The organism is Winogradskyella psychrotolerans (assembly GCF_018860565.1).
Classification (GTDB): domain Bacteria; phylum Bacteroidota; class Bacteroidia; order Flavobacteriales; family Flavobacteriaceae; genus Winogradskyella; species Winogradskyella damuponensis.
In genome coordinates this window covers 1-24,581 of the sequence record NZ_JAHKPS010000028.1, presented here as the reverse complement: position 1 = coordinate 24,581, position 24,581 = coordinate 1, and the positions used below count along the sequence as shown (strand labels likewise).

Annotated in this window: 26 protein-coding genes; 21 read left to right on the top strand and 5 right to left on the bottom strand. The window is 32.0% G+C overall.

Going from position 1 to position 24,581, the window contains the following annotated elements:
* The first annotated feature begins 47 nt into the window (after nt 1-47).
* The 20 genes from gcvH (at nt 48) to tsaB (ending at nt 18,201) form a co-directional block, all read left to right on the top strand.
* The gene (gcvH, locus tag KO504_RS13970; RefSeq protein WP_215927849.1) at nt 48-428 is read left to right on the top strand and encodes a glycine cleavage system protein GcvH; all 381 of its coding nucleotides are present in this window, start codon (nt 48-50) and stop codon (nt 426-428) included.
* A 49-nt stretch (nt 429-477) separates the two neighbouring features.
* On the top strand, nt 478-783 hold the full coding sequence (locus KO504_RS13965) for a VanZ family protein (protein WP_215927847.1): 306 nt from the start codon (nt 478-480) through the stop codon (nt 781-783).
* Between the two features lie 65 nt (nt 784-848).
* On the top strand, nt 849-1,577 hold the full coding sequence (locus KO504_RS13960; RefSeq protein WP_215927846.1) for an energy transducer TonB: 729 nt from the start codon (nt 849-851) through the stop codon (nt 1,575-1,577).
* A 119-nt stretch (nt 1,578-1,696) separates the two neighbouring features.
* The gene (locus KO504_RS13955; RefSeq protein ID WP_215927845.1) at nt 1,697-2,494 is read left to right on the top strand and encodes an energy transducer TonB; all 798 of its coding nucleotides are present in this window, start codon (nt 1,697-1,699) and stop codon (nt 2,492-2,494) included.
* Between the two features lie 125 nt (nt 2,495-2,619).
* A complete protein-coding gene (locus KO504_RS13950; protein ID WP_215927844.1) occupies nt 2,620-4,728 on the top strand; it encodes a gliding motility protein RemB in 2,109 nt (702 codons plus the stop codon).
* 151 nt (nt 4,729-4,879) lie between these two features.
* Nucleotides 4,880-5,773, top strand: a complete 894-nt coding sequence (gene cyoE, locus KO504_RS13945; RefSeq protein ID WP_215927843.1) for a heme o synthase — start codon at nt 4,880-4,882, stop codon at nt 5,771-5,773.
* The gene (locus tag KO504_RS13940; protein WP_215927842.1) at nt 5,773-6,372 is read left to right on the top strand and encodes a cytochrome c oxidase subunit 3; all 600 of its coding nucleotides are present in this window, start codon (nt 5,773-5,775) and stop codon (nt 6,370-6,372) included. The genes cyoE and KO504_RS13940 overlap by 1 nt, the downstream gene beginning before the upstream one ends.
* Nucleotides 6,373-6,408: 36 nt before the next feature.
* The gene (locus tag KO504_RS13935; protein WP_215927841.1) at nt 6,409-7,407 is read left to right on the top strand and encodes a cytochrome c oxidase subunit 3; all 999 of its coding nucleotides are present in this window, start codon (nt 6,409-6,411) and stop codon (nt 7,405-7,407) included.
* A gap of 20 nt (nt 7,408-7,427) precedes the next feature.
* A complete protein-coding gene (locus KO504_RS13930; protein ID WP_215927840.1) occupies nt 7,428-7,874 on the top strand; it encodes a cytochrome C oxidase subunit IV family protein in 447 nt (148 codons plus the stop codon).
* A 169-nt stretch (nt 7,875-8,043) separates the two neighbouring features.
* On the top strand, nt 8,044-8,763 hold the full coding sequence (locus KO504_RS13925) for a hypothetical protein (protein ID WP_215927839.1): 720 nt from the start codon (nt 8,044-8,046) through the stop codon (nt 8,761-8,763).
* Entirely contained in the window at nt 8,756-9,523 is a 768-nt protein-coding gene (locus tag KO504_RS13920; protein WP_215927838.1) for an SCO family protein, read from the top strand. The genes KO504_RS13925 and KO504_RS13920 overlap by 8 nt, the downstream gene beginning before the upstream one ends.
* A gap of 2 nt (nt 9,524-9,525) precedes the next feature.
* Nucleotides 9,526-10,071, top strand: a complete 546-nt coding sequence (locus KO504_RS13915) for a DUF420 domain-containing protein (protein ID WP_215927837.1) — start codon at nt 9,526-9,528, stop codon at nt 10,069-10,071.
* Between the two features lie 2 nt (nt 10,072-10,073).
* Entirely contained in the window at nt 10,074-10,316 is a 243-nt protein-coding gene (locus KO504_RS13910) for a hypothetical protein (protein ID WP_215927836.1), read from the top strand.
* 114 nt (nt 10,317-10,430) lie between these two features.
* Nucleotides 10,431-11,132: an ABC transporter ATP-binding protein gene (locus KO504_RS13905; protein ID WP_215927834.1), complete on the top strand. Its 702-nt coding sequence runs from the start codon at nt 10,431-10,433 to the stop codon at nt 11,130-11,132.
* Complete coding sequence (locus tag KO504_RS13900) at nt 11,125-12,369, top strand: ABC transporter permease (RefSeq protein ID WP_215927833.1); 1,245 nt, start codon at nt 11,125-11,127, stop codon at nt 12,367-12,369. The genes KO504_RS13905 and KO504_RS13900 overlap by 8 nt, the downstream gene beginning before the upstream one ends.
* Nucleotide 12,370: 1 nt before the next feature.
* Nucleotides 12,371-13,630 (top strand): ABC transporter permease, encoded by a 1,260-nt coding sequence (locus KO504_RS13895; protein ID WP_215927831.1) that lies wholly within the window; start codon nt 12,371-12,373, stop codon nt 13,628-13,630.
* A 19-nt stretch (nt 13,631-13,649) separates the two neighbouring features.
* A complete protein-coding gene (locus KO504_RS13890; protein WP_215927829.1) occupies nt 13,650-14,807 on the top strand; it encodes an efflux RND transporter periplasmic adaptor subunit in 1,158 nt (385 codons plus the stop codon).
* Between the two features lie 55 nt (nt 14,808-14,862).
* Nucleotides 14,863-16,203: a TolC family protein gene (locus KO504_RS13885; protein WP_215927827.1), complete on the top strand. Its 1,341-nt coding sequence runs from the start codon at nt 14,863-14,865 to the stop codon at nt 16,201-16,203.
* A 6-nt stretch (nt 16,204-16,209) separates the two neighbouring features.
* Nucleotides 16,210-17,511: an efflux RND transporter periplasmic adaptor subunit gene (locus KO504_RS13880; RefSeq protein WP_215927825.1), complete on the top strand. Its 1,302-nt coding sequence runs from the start codon at nt 16,210-16,212 to the stop codon at nt 17,509-17,511.
* 18 nt (nt 17,512-17,529) lie between these two features.
* A complete protein-coding gene (gene tsaB / locus KO504_RS13875) occupies nt 17,530-18,201 on the top strand; it encodes a tRNA (adenosine(37)-N6)-threonylcarbamoyltransferase complex dimerization subunit type 1 TsaB (RefSeq protein ID WP_215927823.1) in 672 nt (223 codons plus the stop codon).
* Here tsaB and KO504_RS13870 read toward each other — a convergent pair.
* From KO504_RS13870 to KO504_RS13850, 5 genes are all read right to left on the bottom strand, one after another.
* Nucleotides 18,198-19,010, bottom strand: coding sequence for a mechanosensitive ion channel family protein (locus KO504_RS13870; protein ID WP_215927821.1), 813 nt, complete (start codon nt 19,008-19,010; stop codon nt 18,198-18,200). The genes tsaB and KO504_RS13870 overlap by 4 nt on opposite strands.
* Before the next feature lie 59 nt (nt 19,011-19,069).
* Entirely contained in the window at nt 19,070-19,270 is a 201-nt protein-coding gene (locus tag KO504_RS13865) for a dodecin family protein (protein WP_215927820.1), read from the bottom strand.
* 539 nt (nt 19,271-19,809) lie between these two features.
* Complete coding sequence (locus tag KO504_RS13860) at nt 19,810-20,511, bottom strand: hypothetical protein (RefSeq protein ID WP_215927818.1); 702 nt, start codon at nt 20,509-20,511, stop codon at nt 19,810-19,812.
* Between the two features lie 638 nt (nt 20,512-21,149).
* Nucleotides 21,150-21,503: a hypothetical protein gene (locus KO504_RS13855; protein WP_215927816.1), complete on the bottom strand. Its 354-nt coding sequence runs from the start codon at nt 21,501-21,503 to the stop codon at nt 21,150-21,152.
* A gap of 5 nt (nt 21,504-21,508) precedes the next feature.
* Nucleotides 21,509-22,411: a NifU family protein gene (locus KO504_RS13850; RefSeq protein ID WP_215927815.1), complete on the bottom strand. Its 903-nt coding sequence runs from the start codon at nt 22,409-22,411 to the stop codon at nt 21,509-21,511.
* Nucleotides 22,412-22,594: 183 nt separating this feature from the next.
* Here KO504_RS13850 and KO504_RS13845 point away from each other — a divergent pair.
* Nucleotides 22,595-24,581: choice-of-anchor L domain-containing protein (locus KO504_RS13845; protein WP_252723701.1), on the top strand; the 1,987-nt coding region annotated here is incomplete at its 3' end.

Genomic DNA, 24,581 nt, shown 5'->3' with positions numbered 1-24,581 from the left:
AGCAATTAAAAAATTACATTTGTTTCAATAATATTATACACATTAAAATGAATATACCATCAGAATTAAAGTACACTAAAGATCACGAATGGATTAAAATCGAAGGCGATACAGCTATTATCGGTATTACAGACTTTGCACAAAGCGAATTAGGTGATATTGTTTATGTAGAAGTAGATACCTTAGACGAAACTTTAGATGCCGAAGAGGTTTTTGGTACCGTTGAAGCTGTAAAAACAGTTTCAGATTTATTTTTACCGTTATCTGGTGAAATTGTAGAATTTAACGAAGGTTTAGAAGATCAACCAGAAAACGTAAATACAGATCCTTATGGAGACGGTTGGATGATTAAATTAAAATTCTCAGATGCTTCACAAATAGAGAACTTATTATCTGCAGAAGATTATAAAGCACTTATAAGTGGTTAAAAAAATGCTTTTGTTAGTGTCAATTGCTTATACGTTGACATTAATTATTATGAGTTTAATCAGTTTAAATGGAGTACCTAGTTTGGGGTTTTCATTTGATGATAAAATTTATCATATTTTAGCCTACTTAGGTTTGGCTTTTTTATGGGTATTTTATTTTAAACCCTTTAAAGCAAAATACATTCCTTTTATAATTGTCTTAGCTGCAGCTTTTTTAGGGTTTATATTAGAATTGTTGCAATATCTCTTAAATCCAAACAGAACTTATGAGACTTATGATATGGTTGCCAATAGTATAGGAGCTATTTTTGGTACATTAATTGCAAGTCAATTAAATATATATAAGTTAAAATAACACAAAGCCTTGTTTTTTTTACTATTATTTAGTTAAATTAGCAACGTTATAATAAACAAAACACTATGGAACCTAAAAAGAATCCGAAATCAGATGTAAGTCGTAATAGCTCATTATACTTTGCTGTTGGTCTTGCCTTAATGCTAGGTATTACCTATATGGCAATCAATTATAAAACGTATGATCCATCTGGTGTTGTTGCAGATTCACTTAATTTAGATGATGAATTAGAAGAAGAAGTACCAATTACAGAACAAATAGTTACACCACCACCACCTCCTCCTCCACCTCCAGCAGCGCCAGAAATTATTGAAGTTGTTGAAGATGAAGTAGAAGTAGAGGAAACAGTTATAGAATCTACAGAAACAGAAATGGAAACAGAAATTGTTGAAGTTGAAGAGGTAGAAGTTGTAGAGGTTGAAGAAGATTTAGAGGTACCATTCTCAGTTATTGAAAATGTGGCTGTTTTTCCTGGCTGTGAAAAGAAAAAAGGGAATGCTGCTAAAAAAGCCTGTATGAATGAAAAGGTTAATAAATTTATCGGTAAAAAGTTTAATACAGATTTAGCAGGTGATTTAGGTTTACCTCCAGGTAAAAAAAGAATCTTTGTGCAGTTTAAAGTAGATAAATCAGGTAATATAACTAGTATCGGTGCTCGTGGTCCGCATCCAGGATTAGAGAAAGAAGCAAAGCGTGTTATTAGTTTGTTGCCTAAAATGCAACCAGGGAAACAAAGAGGTAAGCCAGTGGTAATGCCATTCTCTATACCAATTGTATTCCAAGTACAAGACTAAGTACTAGATAAAATACTATCAAATATAAAAATCCCGTTCAAAATTAATTGGACGGGATTTTCGTTTTGGTATGCTTATTGTGACTTTTACATAATATTAACATTTAAATCATAGATATTATGAAAAACTCTAAAAAAGACTTCGGTACTGCTGGTCAGAGCACTACTGAAGCAAAGAAGTCACAAAAGCATGAGGCAAATTTACAAAAAAATTCAACCCTTTATTTCCAAATAGGACTGATACTTTGTTTGCTAGGAACCTATGCACTTTTTGAAATGCAGTTTCAAGAAAAGAAATTTAATCTTGTAGAAGATACGGCCAAAGCAGAGCCTATTTCTATAGATTATGTAGAGCCTTTTGTTGTAGAGGTTGTAGAGCCCAAAGCTCCTGAGCCTGCACCAACTGAAGATTTAACTGATGTTTACAAGGAAGTAGAAGATGACACTCCAGTTGTAGAAACTATTATTAAAACACCAGAAGAACCAAAGGTAACAGATCAACCAATAGTAAATATTGAAGATATTCATACTAGTGATGATGACCCTGTAGATGAGGTTTTTGTTCCATTTGCTTTAATTGAAAAAGTACCAGTGTATCCAGGGTGCGAAAGAAAGAAAACAAATAGTGAGCGAAAAAAATGTATGTCGGATAAAATATCAAAGTTAGTCGGTAGCAAATTCAATACAGATATTGGATCTGATTATGGTATTTCTGGAAGACAAAAAATTACAACACAATTTACCATAGATAAAAATGGCAACGTTACTGATGTTAAAATAAGAGGGCCACATCACGCTTTAGAAAGTGAAGCAAAACGTGTAATCAATAAAATTCCAAAAATGCAACCTGGTTTACAACGCCAAGTTCCTGTAGGTGTTATCTATACATTGCCTATAGTTTTTGATGCTAGAAATTAGTAAAACAAGTTGTTAATAATATGTTATAGCCGTTATTCTTAGAATAACGGTTTTTTTATACGGCATTTGGTTTCTAGGTTACTAAAAAAATTAAGTATCTTTCGCACATTAAAAATTAGTCCTTTATGAAGCGCATTGTGCTATTTGCTGTTCTTTTAACGACCACTTTTGGTTATGCTCAATCCATAGTAACTTACGAAAAACCTCCTGTTTTTAGTGAATGTAATTCCGAAGATGTAAATCAATTGAAATCATGCTTCAATTTTACGCTAAATACGTTTATCTATGAGAATTTTAAAACACCACAAATTGTTTTAGATGAATCTTATAAAGGAGAGGTACAAATTTTGTTTGAAGTTAGCCGTGAAGGTGAATTTAAAGTTATTTATTCTGATGCTATTTATGAAGAGTTAAAAGCTGAAAGTCAACGTGTATTCGATTCTCTTCCAAAGATAAAACCTGCAACCTATAATGGCAATCCAACATTTGTACAGTATAGCATATCTATAGCAATACCATTAACAAAGCCAGTTAGAAAAATTGATTCTCCAGAAGAAATAAACCAACTCACAAAAAAAGATAGCCTTAATGCAACATTGTCTGATGAGTTTGATGTGCTTGTAGAAGGATTAAAACCTTATGAAAAATTAGAATACAGCAGTGAGTTAAATGTGCCTTTTACGCACTCTTATTATGCGCGTTTTGATGCAGAAATGAATGCTATTGGTACCAACAGTCATACCGCAGCAAAACCATTTGTGTATAGTGATGTTGCTAGGTACTACGATATTAAAGCTGAAAAGGAAAGTTTAGCAAAAGATACCGATTCGTGGTTAGGAAGAAAACTGTTTAATGAACATTTAGTAGAGGTCCAAGGAGAGGATTATTGGTTTACAGTTGATCCTATTTTAGATTTACAAGTGGGAAAAGATAGTGAGGCCGATTTTAGTTCTACATATAATAATACACGAGGAATTTATATACAAGCAGGTTTAGGTAAACGTTTTAATCTTACGGCTTCAGTTTATGAAAGTCAAGGTCGTTTTGCAGATTATTACAATAGATATGCTGAAAGTTTGAAAGCTTATGGGCCAGATCCTGCTATTATTCCTGGACGTGGAATAGCCAAGCGGTTTAAAGATAATTCGTATGATTACCCTATAGCAGAAGCTTATTTATCCTATTCTCCTGCTGATTTTCTGAATATTCAATTTGGTCATGGTAAAAACTTTATAGGAGATGGTTACAGATCGTTGTTGCAAAGTGATGTTGCTAGTCCTTATCCATTTTTAAAATTGAATGCTACTTTTTGGAAATTAAAATATACGAGTACATGGATGTGGTTAAAGGATGTTAGAGATGAAGTTGTGGTTGATGATGCTTTTCTAACCAAATACATGGCAAATCATTATTTGAGTTGGAATGTATCAGAACGATTAAATCTTGGACTGTTTGAGTCTGTAATGTGGGCAGATACCAATGGTAGAGGTTTTGATGTTAATTATTTAAACCCAATTATCTTTTTTAGAGCCATAGAGTTTCAAACTGGTCAAGGTGCTGGAAATGCAATTTTAGGACTAAGTTCAAAATATAAATGGAACAATAAAGTAAATTTATATGGGCAGTTTGTCTTAGATGAATTCTCTTTAGCAGATGTAAAAGCTGGTGAAAAAAGTTGGAAAAATAAATTCGGATTTCAGGTAGGTGCTAAATATTTTAATGCTTTTAATGTAGATGATCTATTAATTCAAGCAGAGTATAACCAAGTGAGACCTTATACTTATTCTCATAATACTCAAGTTTTAAATTATGGACATTTTAATCAGCCAATGGCGCATCTTTGGGGAGCAAACTTTAGAGAATTTGTATTAATTGGGCGTTATAACTATAAACGATGGTTTGGCGATGCTAAAATGATAATAGGGCAGCGAGGGCTAGATTATAATACTACAGATGATAGTGTGTCTTATGGAGGTGATATTTATAGAGATTATAATGATCGTAATGCCAATACAGGAATAGAAATTGGACAAGGCAATAAAACCAATAGTTTTATGGCAGAGTTACAGGCTGGTTATTTGTTAAATCCGGAAACAAATCTTAAGATGTTTGCTAATATTATCTATAGAGATTTTAATCCAGATGCAGTCAATGCTTCTACGGTACGTTCTGGTTCGGTATGGTTTAGTCTAGGTTTTAGAACAGACTTGTTTAATTGGTATAATGATTTTTAGTAATAATTTTTTTTAAGACTAGAACAAGCTAAGCCTCTTAATAAAGCATAGGCTTGAAGATTAGCTAGATAAAACTAGGTTTTTGCGTTGGTTAGAATCAATTTTCAGACTATCTTTGCAGTCGCTTTTAAAAGAACAAAAAAAATAGAGTTTGAGCAGTACAAAATCTTCGATCGCAACAGCTTCTGTTGTAACAGATTTTAAGGAAATAACCAAAATGGGTTTGTCCTTAAGTGTCGTCTTTTCATCTATTGCGGGTTATTTTTTGGGTGCAGAAACTATAAATTTTACAACACTTCTTTTATTGGCTTTTGGTGGTTATTTTATGGTTGGTGCTTCTAATGCATATAATCAAATTATTGAGCGCGATTTAGATGCGCTTATGGATAGAACCAAAAATAGGCCTATTCCTGCTGGCCGAATGACAGTAAATACCGCATTTATAATAGCAACAGCTTTTACTATTTTAGGTATAGTTACATTGTACATTATTAACCCAAAAACGGCAATGTATGGTGCTATTTCTATATTTTTATATACAAGTGTATATACGCCTTTAAAAACAAAAACGTCTTTAGCTGTTTTTGTTGGTGCTTTGCCAGGAGCTATTCCTTTTATGTTAGGTTGGGTTGCTGCTAGAAATAGTTTTGGAATAGAGCCAGGAACTTTATTTGCGATTCAATTTTTTTGGCAATTCCCGCATTTTTGGGCTATAGGATGGTTTTTACACGAAGATTATAAAAAAGGAGGTTTTCATATGTTGCCAACAGGAAAACCAGATAAAGGAACAGCCGTACAAATTATAATGTATAGCGTTTGGACAATTATTGCATCAATAATACCTGTATTTGGATTTACAGGAGATTTAAAATTGTCTGTTGTTGGAGCTGTTTTGGTATTTCTAATTGGTTTAATAATGTTGGTATATGCCTTCAAGTTGTTTAAAGATCGTTCTGTAAAAACAGCAAAACAACTCATGCTATCAAGCGTGTTTTACATTACACTACTGCAAATTATATATGTTGCTGATAAATTTTTGAGATAATGGATTTAACACAAGGAACACAACAAGAAAAAAGAGCAAGATCTAAAAAGATGATGCTATGGTTTGGTATTGGCTCTTTAATAATGTCCTTTGCTGGATTAGTAAGTGCATTTATTGTAAGTAGCAAACAACGATTAAATGAAGACTGGTTGGTTAACTATGAGTTGCCTAATGCTTTTTTAATCAGTTTGATTCTTATTTTGCTAAGTAGTTTAACATTTATCTTAGGCAAAAAAGCACTTAAACAAAATAATATGCAAATGGTAACACTTTGGCTATTAGTAACATTAGGTCTGGGTATTGCATTTGTTTACAGTCAATTTGCTGGTTTTAGTGAGATTATCGCAACAGGATATAATTTTACAGGACCAACAAGTAATATTACAATGTCTTACATTTATATTATTGCAGTATTACACATAGCGCACGTCATTGCTGGTTTAATATGTCTCATTGTTGTAATTTATAATCATTTTAAACAAAAGTATAACTCCAACAATATGTTGGGTTTTGAACTCGCAGCCAATTTTTGGCATTTCGTAGATATGCTTTGGCTTGTGCTCTTTTTGTTTTTATATTTTTTTAGATATATAATTTGATTATTTTTGTCCAATCTTAAAATTTAAATAAATTCTATGGATTCTACAGTAGCTACTGGTACAGAAGAAAAAACTTGGGGAGGAGGCAATGAGCCACTTAAAGCAAGTTACGGAAAAATGATGATGTGGTTCTTCATTGTATCTGATGCATTAACATTTTCAGGTTTCTTGGCAGCGTATGGTTTTTCGAGATTTAAGTTCATTAACGAATGGCCTATTGCAGATGAGGTGTTTACTCACGTACCTTTTTTACATGGTCAAGAATTGCCAATGATTTATGTGGCATTTATGACCTTTATACTTATCATGTCTTCAGTAACTATGGTGTTAGCCGTTGATGCTGGTCACCACATGAACAAAGCCAAAGTAACCATATATATGTTTCTTACCATTATTGGTGGAGCTATATTCGTTGGTTCTCAAGCTTGGGAATGGGCAACTTTTATTCAAGGAGATTATGGTGCTGTACAAACAAAAGGTGGGAATATCTTACAGTTTGGTGAATATGTAACAGTTGATGGCGAACAGAAATTCAAACGAGTTTCAATCGACGATATTGCCATAGCACAAGAAAGTGATCGTGCTACACATGAGCGTAAAAACGGACTTTGGTTTGTAGATGAAGCTACATTACCACCTTATTCTGTAAATGAAATTTATGCTGGTTTAATGGCTAACGAAAATGTTTTAGTTAGGAATCAACTACTTGATGAGAATGGTCATAAAACAGTATTGTCTAGAGCAGAATCATTGAAACAAATAAAAGAGAATGGTAAGCTTGTTGTAAAAGGGGCTAACTTACAAGTCAATGAATATGGTACAACGTTATTTGCTGATTTCTTTTTCTTCATAACTGGTTTTCACGGTTTCCACGTACTATCAGGAGTGATAATCAACATTATTATTTTCTTCAACGTTGTTTTAGGAACGTATGAGCGTCGAGGAAGTTATGAGATGGTTGAAAAAGTTGGATTATATTGGCACTTTGTAGATTTAGTATGGGTATTTGTATTCACATTCTTCTATTTAGTATAAAAAGAAATTAAGATTAAATTATGGCACACGAGCATAAATTAGAAATATTTAGAGGACGTTGGAAGTTTAAATCTAACACACAAAAAATTTGGGGAGTTTTAGGATTCTTAACTTTTGTAACCTTAATAGAAGTTGTATTAGGGATTTATAAACCAGATGTTTTGATGCATACTTGGATGAGCCCTTTTGAAGGTGGATTCTTTGCTACATTAGGTAATATACTGTTCTCACCAATCGTTTACATGAAACCGTTAAACCTTATCTTCATATTATTAACCATTGTAAAAGCATATTACATTACTTGGGATTTCATGCACATGAGAGATGAAACTGGTAGTATGAGAAAAATGGTTGTGTGGACAGGTGTTTTTCTTATCTGTTATTTAATTTTTATCTTGTTACAAGAAGGAGGTTATGTCTTTGAGGTATACAATGGTACAGATAGTTTAATTAAGAGAGATTTTTAAAACAAAATAAAGTTTATACACTAAGATAAATCAAAGTGTTAAATACAATTAAAAGGTGGTTTTTCTAAACCACCTTTTTTATTTTTGCAATCTAATAGTTTATGCTAAACTAAGGTTAATTCTGCAGTTGATAAAAGCACTTAAGAACTAGGATTTTATTCTTCAAAAAATGAAAGCAGACAAAGTAAAACGCAATATAGTTCTTGGTATATTATTCTTTTTACCAGTTGCATTTTTATTGATGCTCTATCCCGCTAAACACAATTACGAACCTTTAAATGTTGTAAACGAAAAGGTTTCTGATACTAAAGGGTTCTACACAGATAGAGCAGATTCTATTGTATTAAAAAATCATATTACTGTTCTAGGTTTTTTAGGTAAAAGCCCTTTAGATAAAATGATTTCGGCATCAAACCTAAAAGAATTAGTGTATGATAAATTTAAAGGCTTTAAGAACTTTCAAATTGTGATTGTTGTTCTAGAAGGTACAGAAGAGGATGTAAAAGCATTAAAAAAAGAAATTAATACTTACGAAGATTTAAAGTTTTGGCATTACGCATTTGGCACTGAAGGCCAAATAAAAATGCTCTTTAATACCTTGAAATCAAAAGAAAGATTATCTGAAGATTTATCAACAAACAATGTGTTTATCATAGATAAAGACTTAAATCAGCGTGGTAGAATTGATGGGAGAACAGAAAGGGAAATAGAAGATAAGAAACCAGTATTTAGTGTTTATTCTTATAATACCATTGAGGTTTCCGAAATTAAGAATATGATGAGTGACGATGTTAGAGTTCTTTTTACAGAATACCGTCAAAAACGTGAAGGTAAATTCGATGATTCTAATACAAGAAGAAGTAAAGAAATAAACAAAGACAATGAGTAAAAAAACTAATTATTCATACATAGGTATTGCATTTATTATTTTAGTTTTTGGAATTATTTTTGTTCCAAAAATAATAGACCGTATTAGCGAAGGTGATATTACCAGAGACGAAAGTCGAAGTAAAAATGTTTCAAACGCTACTACAGAAGAAAAAAACACAAAGCAAAATAAAAGTGATTTAAGCTATTTAGAAATCAATGGGCAACCCAAAAAAGTGCCAGCATTTAGTTTTATAAATCAAGATGGTAAAATCATTACCAATGAAGATTATTTAGGAAAAGTTTATGTCGTAGAGTTCTTTTTTACCACATGTCCAACCATTTGCCCTATAATGAACAGAAATTTAGTAGAAGTTCAAAATGAATTTAAAGACTTTAAAGATTTCGGTGTGGCCTCTTTTACAATCACACCAGATATTGATACACCAGAAGTTTTAAAGGCTTATGCAGTAAAATACGATATCTCAAATCCAAACTGGAACTTTCTAACAGGTAGTGAAGTTGCTATATACAAACTAGCCAACGAAGGGTTTAATTTATACACTGCAAAAGATGAGAGTGTAGAAGGTGGCTTTGAACATTCAGGAAACTTTGCTTTAATAGATAAAGAAGGCTTTATAAGATCAAGAAAAGATAATTTTGGAAACCCTTTAATCTTTTATAATGGATTAGTTCCTGAAGCAGTTGGCGTTGATGAAGATGGTATTGGGCAAGAAATAAGCATTTTAAAAGAAGATATTGCTAAACTGTTAAAAGAGTAGTTATGAATTCTGTAGATATAGAAAAAGAAAAAAAGTATAATAAATGGATTGTTGTATTATCCATCGTTATTCCATTAGTGGTTGCAGCCTTATTTGGTGTTAATCTCCGTAAACTTGGTTTTGATGTAGAGCCGTTAACAATTTTACCTCCAATTTACGCTACTATAAATGGTTTAACTGCAATAATTTTAATCTTAGCTTTTTTTGCTGTAAAAAATAAAAATATAGTACTTCATAAAAACTTAATGACTACCGCTATTTGGAGTTCCGTTATTTTCTTAGTGCTTTACGTTGCTTATCATATGACGAGCGATTCTACAAAATTTGGAGGAGAAGGTGTTATTAAATACATTTATTATTTTATATTAGTTACACACATTGTACTTTCAATCGTTGTGATTCCTTTTGTGTTAATTACCTATGTTAGAGCAATAACTAATAACATAGAGCGACATAAAAAAATCGCAAAAATCACATTTCCATTGTGGTTATACGTCGCTGTAACAGGCGTTATAGTATATTTAATGATTTCGCCTTATTATATATAATTATGCAACGTAAAATTATATTTCTCATATTTTCTTTATTTTTCTTTCTAAGAACTAATGCGCAATGTGCTATGTGTAGAGCTGTTTTAGAAAGTGGTGAAGATCAATCTGCAGCAGAAGGTATTAACGATGGAATTGTCTTTTTAATGGCTGTGCCTTATATTTTGGTTGGGACAATTGGTTTTATTATTTACAGAAAATTTAATAAACCACAAAAAGCAAAAAATACAGAGGAAACTCTGTAACATATTACCTTTTTAAGAGTCTTAGCTGTAAGTACATGTATATGTATTAACAGTTTATTGGCATAAAAGCCTAATGAATTTTCTTAAAATTACACTCGCTAACTAACCATAATTATGATTCAAATTAAGGATTTACATAAATCTTACCATATGGGAAGCAATTCGCTTCACGTTTTAAAAGGTATTAATTTTGATGTAAAAGAAGGAGAACTCGTTTCTATAATGGGGTCGTCAGGCTCAGGTAAATCTACATTGTTGAATATTCTTGGGATGCTAGATGAGGCCGATGAAGGTGAGTATATTCTAGATAATGTACCTATTAAAAATCTTAATGAAAAAATAGCGGCCAAATATAGAAATGAATTTCTAGGTTTTATCTTTCAGTCATTTAATCTTATCAATTATAAAAGCGCATTAGATAATGTATCTATGCCGTTATACTACAAAGGTGTTAAGCGAAAAGAACGTACCGAAAGAGCTATGCATTATCTTGAAAAGGTAGGTTTAGCACAATGGTCTCACCATTTACCAAGCGAACTTTCTGGTGGACAGAAACAACGTGTTGCTATTGCGAGAGCATTGGCTAGTGATCCTAAAGTATTGTTAGCAGATGAGCCAACCGGAGCTTTAGATACCAAAACGTCTTATGAGGTTATGGAGCTTATTCAAGGAATTAATGACGAAGGAAAAACAATATTAGTCGTCACTCATGAAGACGATATTGCACATATGACTAAACGCATCGTTAATCTTAAGGATGGTTTAATCATTGATGATAGCCCAGTAGAACAAATTAGAGCATCAGCACATGTTTGATTTAGAACGTTGGCAAGAAATCTTTGAAACGTTAAGCAAAAATAAATTGCGAACGTTTTTAACAGGTTTATCTGTTGCTTCGGGTATCTTTATTTTAGTTATACTTCTTGGTTTTAGTCAGGGCATTGCAAACGGTGTAAAATCACAGTTTGAACAAGATGCAACCAACAGAGTTTCTGTTTGGACAGGTGTTACAACAAAAGGATACAAGGGCTTAAACCCTGGACGCTATATTCAACTTAAAAACTCAAGTTTTGATGCCGTTGTAAATGAATATGATGATTATTTACATTACCGAACAAAAGATTATATGATTTGGGGAGGAACCATATCTTATAATAACGAAACAGGCAACTACAGAGTTCGAGGTACCTTACCCGACAATCAATTTATTGAAAATGCAGATATTGGATCGGGGAGATTTATTAATCAATCAGACATCAATGAAAGCAAAAAAGTGGCTGTTATTGGGAACAAAATAAAACAAGACCTTTTTAAAGGTGAAGATCCAATAAATCAAAATGTTCAAATTTTTGGAATGAACTTTAAAGTCGTAGGTGTTTTTTTTGATCCAGGTGGAGATCGAGAAGAAGGTCAGGTTTACATTCCTGTTAGTACGGCTCAAAAAGTTTTTAATGCCGGAGATAACATTAGAAATATGGCCTTTACTGTGAAGATGGCAGATGATTTTGATGAAGCTGTAGCCATGTCTAATGCTATTGCTTTGGGTATAGAAAGAAAAATTAAAGAAATTCATACAGTTGCTCCAGATGACGTAAGTGCTGTTAGAGTAAATAACACTTTAGAACAGGCCGAAAAAATCTATTCTTTAGTAGCAACTATACAAGCTGTATTTTGGTTTGTAGGTATTGGTACAATCATCGCTGGTATTGTTGGGGTTGGTAATATTATGCTTATTATCGTAAAAGAACGAACTAAAGAAATCGGAATCCGAAAAGCTTTAGGGGCTTTGCCAATGTCTATTGTTGGAATGATATTACAAGAGGCTGTTTTTGTAACAATGTTTGCTGGTTTGTTTGGGTTAATTTTTGGACTCGGATTGCTAGAACTTGTAGGACCATTAATAGAAAGTGACTTTATTAAATACCCACAAGTAGATTTTAATATTGCAATAACCACAGTGTTTTTGCTAGTATTTGCTGGTGCTTTAGCCGGATTTATTCCTGCCTATAGAGCGGCAAAAATTAAACCCATTGTAGCACTTAGAGACGAATAATATGTTTAGTAGAGACCGTTGGGATGAAATACTTGAAGCTTTAAACGCTAATAAATTTAGAACGTTTCTAACGGCGTTTGGCGTGTTCTGGGGCATCACAATCTTAGTGCTGTTGTTGGCTTTAACCAATGGGCTTAAAAATGGTGTAACTGCAGATTTTGGTGATTTTGCAACCAATTCTATGTTTATGTGGACACAAGGCACATCTAAACCTTATAAAGGATTGCCAAAAGGACGTTATTTTAGTTACAAAATAGGAGATGTTGCCGCAATAAAATCTGAGATTCCTAATTTAAAATATGTGTCTCCTAGAAATCAATTAGGAGGATATAATGGTGCTAATAACGTCACTAGAGGTACAAAAACAGGTGCATTTGAAATTTATGGAGATTATCCAGAGTTTATTAAACAACAGCCTATGGACATTCTTCAAGGACGTTTTATTAGTTATTCAGATATAGAGGCCAAACGAAAAGTATGTGTTATAGGTACTGGTGTTGTTAAAGGACTGTATGATAAAGAAGAAGAGGTTTTAGGAACTTATATTAAAGTCAATGGTGTTAATTTTTTAGTCGTTGGCACTTTTAAAATGAGTAATAGTCAAGGAGATGGAGAGCAAGACGCAAGCACTATATACATACCATTTACAACTTTTGGTCAAGCATTTAATAGAGGCGAAAATGTAGGTTGGATGGCAATAACAGCAGTTGATGGTGTAAGTATTACATCGCTAAAACAACAAGTTTTCGATTTAATGAAATTTAGACACAAGGTAGATCCAACAGACGAACGAGCTATTGGTCATTTTGATTTGTCAGAACAATTTGAGCGTATTAACGGGTTGTTTTCAATATTAAGTTTAGTTGGGTATTTTGTAGGAGCCTTAGTCTTAATGTCTGGTATCATAGGTATTAGTAATATTATGCTCATTGTAGTAAAGGAACGTACTAAAGAAATTGGAGTAAGGCGTGCTTTAGGGGCAAGTCCATGGAGTATAAAATCACAGATTTTGCAAGAAAGTCTCATCTTAACAATACTGTCTGGTATGGTTGGAATTTCATTTGCAGCGTTTGTCATTTGGGTGATGAATATTATTTTAGATAATGCTGGCCCAGTAGACAATTTTGCAAATCCAAGTGTAAGTATGCAGGTCGTATTTACAGCTTTAATCATACTAATAGTTTCAGGTGTTTTAGCGGGGTTAATTCCAGCAAATAGTGCCACAAAAATGAAACCTGTAGACGCTTTAAGAAAAGAATAAAATTATATCAATCATAATCATGAAAAGAACTAAAACCGTAATTATACTAATCGCCATTGTAGCTGTATTTGGAATCTCTCTCTTTTATTTGTGGCAAAAGAATCAAGAAGATCCTATAACTTATACTTCAGAATCTCCAACAGAAGAAACTATTATTGTTAAAACTGTAGCTACTGGAAGTATTGTGCCAAAAGAAGAAATTTTAATTAAGCCCAATATATCAGGTGTTATAGAAGAAGTGTTTATTGAAGCAGGTGAGTATGTAGAGCAAGGTGATCTTATAGCGCAAATAAAGGTAATACCAAATGCTTCGTCTTTAACAAGTGCTAAAAACAGTATTGCCAGTAATCAAACAGCACTTCAAACAGCAAAAATAAACTTACAAACGCAGCAATCTAATTACGATAGACAAAAAGCATTATTCGAAAAAGGAGTGATTTCTGCAAATGATTTTGAAGGTATCAATAATGCTTATTTGCAAGCAAAGCAAAGTGTAGAGCAAGCAAAAATTAATTTAAATTCAGCATCTCAAAACTATGATATTATTAAAACGGGTACCACATCTGGTTTAGGAAATATTGCACAAACACAAGTAAGAGCAACGGTTTCAGGTATGGTTTTAGACGTTCCTGTAAAAGCGGGAAATCAAGTTATTGAAGCTAATAATTTTAATGAAGGAACGTCAATTGCATCATTAGCAGATGTAAAGCAAATGATTTTTGAAGGCAAAGTAGACGAGAGTGAAGTTGGCAAAATTAAAGAAGGCTTACCATTAGAAATTACTGTTGGTGCTATTGAGGATAAAAAGTTTGATGCAGTGTTAGATTATATTGCTCCAAAAGGAGTGGCAGAAAATGGTGCCATTCAATTTGAAATAAAAGGGTCACTTAAAAAAATGGATTCTACATTTATTAGAGCAGGTTTAAGTGCCAATGCTTCTATTATTTTAGAAAAAGCAGAAAAAGTTTTGGCAATCAAAGAAGCTTTAGTGCAATATGATAACGAAACCAAAAAACCTTACGTAGAGGTAGAGGTTGGTGATCAGAAATTTGAAAGAAAAGATATAGAGTTAGGGATTAGCGATGGTATTTTTGTTGAAGTTAAAAGTGGTGTTTCAAAAACCGACAAAATAAAAATTTGGAACCAAGTACAAGGAATTCCTAAATATGCACAATAATAATTTTTTAACATTTAGTGTAACACTTTAAGATTTACATAGACAAATAGGCATCATGAAAAAACAAATCATAATAATATTCCTCTTTTTAGGAGTTATAGCACAAGCACAAAATAAGAAATGGACACTTCTTGAGTGTGTTAATTATGCTTTAGAAAATAACATTTCCATTAAGCAATCAGATTTAGATGTTGATTTAGCAGACATTGACAAGAAACAGGCTTCTTCCAATTTTTTGCCTAATCTTAACTCTAATGTTTCCTACAATATAAATACTGGTGCAAACATTAATCCTGCAACCAATCAATTTGAAAACAATACATTTAAATCAGCTTCTAGTGGTCTAAATTCAAGTATTAATATATTTTCTGGATTATCTAATTGGAAAACACTTCAAAGAGCAAAAATTAATAAAATTGCTTCAGAGTATCGTTTAGAGAAAATGAAAGATGATATTTCATTAATTGTAGCGAATTCATTTTTACAAATTTTAGCTAATAGAGAGCAGCTAAAAGTATTACAATCTCAAAACAAATTGACAAAAGAAAATCTTGAAAACACACAAGAATTAGTTAATGCAGGTGTTTTACCACAAGGTGATTTGTTAGAGATAAGAGCTACAGATGCCACACAAGCTCAGCAAATTATAGCAGCTGAGAATGCACTATTTTTATCTAAGTTGGGACTCGCGCAAACATTGCAATTAAAAGATTATGAAAGTTTTGACATTGCAGATGATGATTATGGTTTGGTGCCAGCAGATATTTTAGATAAAGATGCTTCTGAAATTGTTGCAAAAGCAAAAGAAGAGGTTAATGATATTAAGATTGCTCAAACCAGTTTTGAATTAGCACAAAAAGATTTAGAATTGGCAAGAACCAGTTATTATCCTACTCTTTCAGGGTTTTTAGGTTACAATACACGTTGGGCAAGTACACAAATAGACCCTCTTACAGGAGGAGATATTCCTTTTGTAGACCAGTTATATATATTTGATGGTACGTCTGTAGGATTACAGTTAAATGTTCCTATTTTTAATAGATTTACCGTGCGTAATAATGTAAAACGAAGCAAAGTAAATGTAGAGCGTTTAAAATACCAATTAGAACAAACAGAAATAGATTTAGAATCTACGGTTTATCAAGCCTATAATGATGCGAAAAACTCTAAAAAGTCATACGAAGCAGCATTACAAACCGAAGAAGCGCGTCGTTTAGCTTTTGAATACGCAAAAGAACGTTATGATGTTGGTTTGTCAAATGCTTTTGATTTTAATCAATCTAGAGCAACCTACGAGAACTCTCAATCAGATGTTGTACGTACAAAATATGATTATATTTTTAGACTTAAAATTTTAGAATTTTATTTCGGTTTACCAATAACAGATTTAAATTAGAATAAAATGAGTAAAACATTAAAAATTATCATTGGAATTGTCATTCTTGCCCTTGTTCTTTTAGTAGCAGGATCTAAAATGGGATGGTTTGGTAAAAAAGGAAATTTCAAAAGTGTAATTGTTAAGGAGGTAACTTTAAAAGACATTGTAGAAACGGTATCTGCTACTGGAAAAATTCAACCAGAAATAGAGGTAAAAATATCTTCAGAAGTTTCTGGAGAAATATTAGAATTACCTTTTAAAGAAGGAGAAGAAGTTAAAAAAGGGGACTTGTTAGTTAGAGTAAATCCAGATTTAATTCAGTCTGCAGTGAGTCGTTCGCAAGCATCTTATCAAAATGTTAGAGCAGGTTTAGAACAAGCAGAAGCTAATTTAAAACAAGCTAAAGCAGATTATGATAGAAGTAAAATTCTTTTTGATAAGGGAGTTATTTCTAAGGCAGATTGGGATAAATCTATTGCGACGTATGAAAATGCGGTTGCTGGAAAAAACTCGGCATACTACAATGTGCAAAGTGCAGCAGCTACAGTAAATGAAGCTAAGGATAATTTAAATAGAACAACAATTTATGCGCCAATGAGTGGAACAATTTCACTTCTAAGTGTAGAATTGGGAGAACGTGTTGTGGGAACACAGCAAATGGCTGGTACTGAGATTTTACGTGTAGCTAACCTTAACAATATGGAAGTTGAGGTAGATGTTAACGAAAATGATATTGTAAAAGTTAATATTGGAGACTCTACCATTGTAGAAGTAGATGCTTATTTAAAGAAAAAGTTTAAAGGTATTGTTACAGAGATCGCTAACTCAGCAGCAGGAACTCTAGCGGCAGACCAAGTCACAAATTTTAAAGTAAAAGTTAGAATAATTGAAGAGTCTTATAGAGATTTAACAGAAGGAAAACCAGAGTCCTATTCGCCTTTTAGACCAGGAATGACAGCAACAGTAGATATAATTACAAAAATGCGTAAAGATGCTATTTCTGTGCCTATTAGTGCCATTGTAATTAAAACAGATACCAGTTCTACTAAGAAGCCTTATAGTAAGCGTGTTGTTGAAGATGAAAATACAGAAGAGGAAGAAAAGAAGTTTGAGTGTGTCTTTGTTAATGAAAATGGTAAGGCAAAATTAAGAGTTGTTAAGACAGGAATTCAAGATGATACTAATATCGAAATTATTTCAGGCTTAAACAAAGATGACAAAATCATTACAGGACCCTATAATATGGTTTCTAAAATGCTTAATGCAGGTGATTTAATAGAGGAAAAGAATAAAAACTCAGCGTCTTCAGACAGTACAGAAGAATAGTTTAATAGATATTTGATAATGGCATTAGTGCTAAATATAGAAACAGCAACAACAAATTGTTCGGTCTCTCTGTCTAAAGATGGAGAGACTCTAGTTTTAAAAGAAGATAATAGTTTAGGCTATTCTCATGCAGAAACATTACACCTATTTATTGATGAGGTTTTTAAAACTGCAAAAATTAAACCTTCAGAAATTGATGCTGTGGCTGTGAGTAAAGGACCTGGTTCTTATACAGGTTTGCGAATAGGTGTATCCTCGGCAAAAGGTTTGTGTTTTGCGCTTAATAAACCTTTGATTGCCATTTCAACATTAGAAAGTTTAGCCTGTCAAGTGAAAACAGATGACGGGTTTATAGTTCCTATGTTAGATGCTAGGCGTATGGAAGTGTATGCTGCTATATATAATTCAAATTTAGAACTAGAGAGAGAAATTAAGGCTGAAATTCTTACAGAAGAAAGCTATATGTCAATTCTTGAGACGAATAAAGTTTATTTTATAGGTAGTGGTGTAACAAAAGCAAAAGCTTTAATTCAGCATCCCAATGCTGTTTTTATTGATGGAAAATTGCCTTCTGCTAATGAGATGTCATCTTTAGCTGAAATTAAATACAAAAAAAGCGACACCGAAGATGTCGCTTATTTTGAACCTTATTATTTAAAGGATTTTGTAGCTTTAAAAAAGAAAGCTTAAGCTTCTTTATGTATTTCTACTTGATGTGGATAAGGTATTTCAATACCAGCCGCATCTAATGCTTCTTTTACATTTTCCGTTACTTCAAAGTAAACTGTCCAGTAATCTTCAGTCTTACACCAAGGTCTTACCACAAAGTTAATTGAACTATCTGCTAATTCAGATAAAGCAATTGTTGGTGCAGGATCTTTTAATATTAAAGGATGTGCCGCTAATACTTTGCTGAATACGTCTTTTGTTTGTTTGATGTCTGCATCATAACTTACACCAAATACTAAATCGACTCTTCTTGTACCTTGTGTTGTGTAGTTTACAATGTTGCCGTTAGAAAGCGATCCATTAGGAATAATGATTTCTTTATTAGAAAGACCAATCAATTTGGTCGTAAAGATTTCAATTTCTTTAACCACTCCAATTTCTCCTTGAGCTTCTATTAAATCTCCAATTTTAATGGGCTTAAAAATCATAATTAAAACTCCACCAGCAAAGTTTGCTAAAGAACCTTGTAAGGCTAAACCAATAGCTAAACCAGCAGCGGCAATAATAGCAGCAAATGACGTTGTTTCAACACCCACTGTGCTTAATACAACAATAATGAGAAGAATTTTTAAAATCCAATTAGTAAGATTTAATAAGAATTTTTTTAAGCTATCGTCATAATCGCCTTTGTTCATTGCTTTAGAAACGCCTTTTAAGAGCATTTTAATTACCCAGTTACCAATAATCCATATAAGTATAGCTCCAATAACTTTAGGGCCAAACTCAATAATAAAATTGTAGCCTGCGTCAATCCATTTTTGTGTTTCCATGTTGGTTTAATTAATTTATGTTAAAAAAAAGTCGGTTAACTTTATACCGATTAATACGTTTATTTTACTTCAAAAGTTAACTTTAAGTTCACTCTAAATTCTGTAACATTATTGTCTTTAACAATTGCACTTTGATCTTGTACATAAACAGATTTAATGTTTTTTACTGTTTTTGATGCTTCTTTTACTGCTTTTTTAGTTGCGTCTTCCCAACTTTTATCTGAATTAGATAATACTTCTATAACTTTTAATACTGCCATAATTTATATTTGTTTTATAAGGTTTATATTTTTTAGAAACTGTTTTTTTTAAATAGTCACTTTAAAATCAATGAAATTTAGTTATAAATAGCATTAGCGGTTAATAGTGTCATCGTTTTAGTCCATTTTAATGTATAGTACATGTAGATCAAGGATAAATAAAGCAAATTCTATTATCTAGAATTTTTAGATACTCAAAATGTAGAATTGAGTGTAAAACAAACAAATGTCAGAACAATATGAGACTTTTGTTCTTTACAACTTTTAATAAAATAATCTTAAAGTTAATGAATTTTTAACCATTTAGAGCATGTGTAGTGGTAGAATTGCTCTAAATACTATTTTATGTGTACTTACTACAACTGTTTTACTTCTGTTGTTTTAAATTGAAGAAAACAACCAGTAAAAAATAATATTCTAATGGTATTATTACGACTAAAAAATAACCTGCAAAAACATATTTTAGATGTCTAAGCAGGTTATTTTATTAGAATTTATTTAATTGTAGCAGAATTTAATTCTGTTTTTAATTATGTAGATTATAATGTGTTGATATACTCAAATAAAGTAATTAAATCTTCATCCTTTTTGAGACTAATTTTATTTTTCTTGATATAATCTTTTAATTCACTAGAATGTTGAGGGAATAATTTTAAAAAATCTTTTCGTTTTTGAGGTAAAGGAGAAACTTTATTGTCTAATTTATAATAATAGACATCCTTCAATCTTTTATATTCAGCAGGTTTCTCTTTATCGTAACTAGTAACTGCTGATTTTCTTTTATAGAATTTAACGATTTCTTCTTTTAAAATAGCTAATGAATCAGTCTCTTTTAATACAACAAGAAATCCTTGCTTTGAAACTCCTTCTTTATTGGTGTAACTATATGTTTTATAAACTTTCTTGTCTAAAGCAAAAGTTATTGTTAGGTCTTCAGAATTACTCAAAGCAATTGTATCATTTTTTCGTTTAATCTGCATTTGACCTAAATTTGCATTATATCTTGCTGAAAAAAGCATATCCCCAAACTTATCGAGTTTTACAACTTCAAATGAATCATTTATAAAAGGAGAACCTATAGCATAAAATGAATTGTTGCTATTTTGTTGAGCGGCAGATCGCATCTGATCTAAATTACTTGTTGGGGTTCTCTCTCTAGTAGTTTGATACTGAGCATAACTTATTTCAGAAGAAATTAGACTAATTAAAATTATAGGGAGTAGATGTTTAATACGTATCATGATTTATTTTAAGATTTTATTTTTATTATTTAGACCAAATTCAATATTATTTTTAATATAGATTATAGTGTTTTTCTTACACTTAGGCCAATATAATATTATTATCGTTATATCGACTCTTTTATTATAATGTTCTCTGTTTTTTGTGTTTTAATTAACTTTTATTACTAAAAATAATAGGCTTAAAATTTTAGAAAAAATAACGAGTTAGCGAAACTAATAAAATTTAACCATTTATAAAATTTCAGTAATGGATTTAACATTCACAATGCTTTTATGCTATTTACGGTTGTAAATAGAATTGAAAACATGAATGTTAATTTGAATTTGTGTAAAGAAGTATATCTTTATAAAAAAAGCTTTATTCTTTAGAAATAGAAGATAAGTAGGAGGCAATCCTTATTAAGTCATTTTCATTTTTAAGACTTAACTTATTTTTTTAATGTAAGATTTTAGCTTAACCTCATACTCTGGAAAGGAGTTTAGAAATTGTTTTTTATTTTGAGGTAAAATTTAGATAATAGGTGTCACTTTCTTTTATGAATTTAGCAGCTTTTTCTTTTTCATAAGACGATCTTGGCTTCACTTTATCTGTTCTTTTTTTAATAGAGTAAGACTTGAATCTTCTTTTAGGACAACTAAAAACCGCGTTGAAGATCCAAGTTTTCATCTTTATATGTGTACGTTTTATATTTTTTAAGACTTGCAATAAATGTTATGGTATAATCCGTATTATTGTCTAAAGCAATGATTTTATCTTCACCCAGTTTTATTTCCATTTCTCCATTATACGCATTGTATCTTCCGCTATATATTTTGTTTTTAAAATTTTCTAATCTTAAGGCTAGAAACTCTTCTGTGATATAAGGTGAGCCTTCTGTTTCAAAGGTTTTACTTCGGTTTTTAATGTTTAAATCTATTTCGGCTAAATTTAAACCTTGATTTTGAAAAACAACCATATTAGATGACCCTAAACAGATAAATGCAATCAAAAATTTTAACCATTTATAGCATCTACTGTAATAGAATTGTCATTTAACATGTCTTTTAACATCGTTTCAATACCATTTTTTAAAGTAAATGTAGATGAAGGACAGCCGCTACATGCACCTTGTAGTAATACTTCTACCTTTTTTGTCGTAGCATCATAAGATTTGAATTCTATATTACCACCATCACTTTCTACGGCAGGTTTTATATATTCTTCAAGAATATTGACGATGTTTTTGGAGGTGTCGTCTAAAGCTTCAAATTTTTGCTCAATGGCTTCTTCTGTTTTTTTTAACTGTTTTGGAGCATCATCGTTTAGAATTGTTTTACCGTCTTCAACATAAGATTTTAAGAATTCTCTAAGTTGAAGTGTAATGTCTTCCCATTCAATAATATCAAACTTCGTAATGGAAATAAAGTTTTTTTCCATAAACACATTTTTTACAAATGGAAATTGAAATAATGCTGTGGCCAAAGGTGATGGTTTAGCCTCTTCAATTGATGTAAACTCGTATATGTTTGGAACCAAAACTTTGTTACATACAAATTTTAAAACTCCAGGGTTTGGTGTGCTTTCTGCATAAATGGTAACAGCAGCTTTAGGTTTTATAGCTTCTTCAGAAACTACAAGTCCATCTTTAGATAAATAGTCTTCAATTTGTGCTGCAACTTCATCTTGTACATCTTTCCACTCAACAATATTATAGCGTTCAATAGCAATAAAATTTGAAGCGATATAAACCTTTTTTACAAAGGGAAGATAGAATAATTGTTGTGCTAATGGTGAGTGCTTAGCGTCGTCTATGTTATTGAATTCAAAGCTGTTGTGATTGGTTAAAAATCGATCAGCTTCAAATTTTAAAATAGTGTCATTAGAGGTTGGGACTATGGATATTTTTGTATGTGCCATCTTTTTATTTGCAAAAGTATGAAATATCAGCATGAAACGTTCATCCTTTAGATGATGTTTTATGTCTGTATTTTGAAGTCAATTAATATAATTTTATTAAATTTCGAGATTCAATGATAATAAGACAATAACTTAAGCTTTTAAAGGTGTAGATTTATTGTTAATTAATTGACCAAACCAGCTATGAAAAATACCCTATATCTAATCGTCTTTCTATTTTCAACTATTGGCTTTTCCCAAGATATTTTGATGCAAAATGGTACATTTATGCGATGTGCTCCTGATAAATTTTTTGACTCAGGTGGTGAGTTTGGTAATTATGATGATGATGAAGATCTAGTTACAACTATATGTCCACAAAATGAAGATGAATTTATTATAATTAATTTTACCGAGTTTACAACACAACTTAATCAAGATGTGTTAACTATTTATGATGGGGACGATATAACTGCAGATGTTATTGGTACATATTCTAGTGCTGTGTCACCCGGAATTGTTTCTGCTTCAGACTCTAATACGTCTGGATGTTTAACGTTTGCTTTTTCTAGTAATGGATCGGGTAATATTAATGGATGGGAGGCCGAGATTTTATGTGCCACCCCATGTCAAGATATTGTAGCTTCAATAGATAGCAGTACTCCAGCTCCCAATGCCACAGGAGTTATAGGCATATTACCTGGTGATTCTGTCGATTTTTCTGGTAGTGCGACATTTTCTGTTGATGGTACCGATGCTCAGTATAGTTGGAATTTCGGGGATTCGAACACAGGGTCAGGTGCTGATGTTTCTCATGTTTTTACTACCCCAGGGACTTATACTGTAACGTTAACAGTTACTGATAATAATCCGCAAGTCTGTTCGGATTCAACTACAATTACCGTTTTTGTTTTAGGCCCTAATGTAGTTGTCGATCAAGATATTTTTACTCCAGAAGAATTAATAGAAGATGTTTTAATTGACAGTCCATGTGCGTCAGTATCAAATATTATAGCATCAACTGGAATTAATTTTAGCCCAACAGAACCAAATGGTATTGGTTACTTTTTTAGTAATGGAATTGATTTCCCCTTTGAAGATGGATTATTACTTACAAGTGGTGATGCTAGTGAAGCTGGTGGACCAAATACATTTTTGGGTGACGGATCTGGAGCATGGCCTGGAGATGATGATTTAGATGATGTTGTTGGTATTGAGTCAAACAATGCCTCTTTTATTCAATTCGATTTTGTGCCTCTTGCAGATAGTATCAGTTTTGATTTCTTAATGGCTTCAGAAGAGTATGATATGGGCGGGTTTGAATGTACTTTCTCTGATGCGTTTGCGTTTTTGTTGACGGATTCTGAGAGTAATACTACTAATTTGGCGGTCTTGCCAGGAACAACAACCCCTATTTTAGTAACAAATATACATCCCGATAATGGTGCTTCATGTGGTGGTATTAATGAAGAGTACTTTGGTGCTTATACCCCTAGTGGTGGATCACCAATTTCTTTTGATGGTAGAACTGCCGTTTTTACAGCACAAGCCGATGTTATACCTGGAGAAACTTATACAATAAAATTGGTTGTTGCAGATGATAGAGATAATACCTATGATTCAGGAGTCTTTATTAAAGCAGGTAGTTTTAATTTAGGTGGAAATTTAGGTGATGATATTACCATTGTTGCAGGTACTGCGGAGTGTGATGGTACAGAAATTGTTTTAGATACAGGTCTTGAATTAGCAACTCATGTGTGGTATAAAGATGATGTTGAAATATCAGGTGAAACCTCTTCAACATTAACAGTTACTGAGCCAGGAATTTATTATACTAATTTTGACTTTGAAGGAGTGTGTACTGGTACAGCTGATCCAATACTAGTCGAATTTAAAGATAGCCCTGTTGCTGGTACACCTCAAAATTTATCAATATGTAGTGCTACAGGTATCGAACAATTTAATTTATTAGAAAACGATGATGATATTTTAGGAACACAGGATTCTACAAATTTTTCTGTAAGTTATCATCTTACAGAACAAGATGCTATCGATAATGTAGGAGCATTACCAAGTCCATACACAAATATTTCTAGCCCTCAAATTATTTGGGCACGTTTAGCAGATAGTACCCAAACATGTATTGATACAGTGTCATTCTCATTATCTGCTGCCGGCCAACCTACCATCA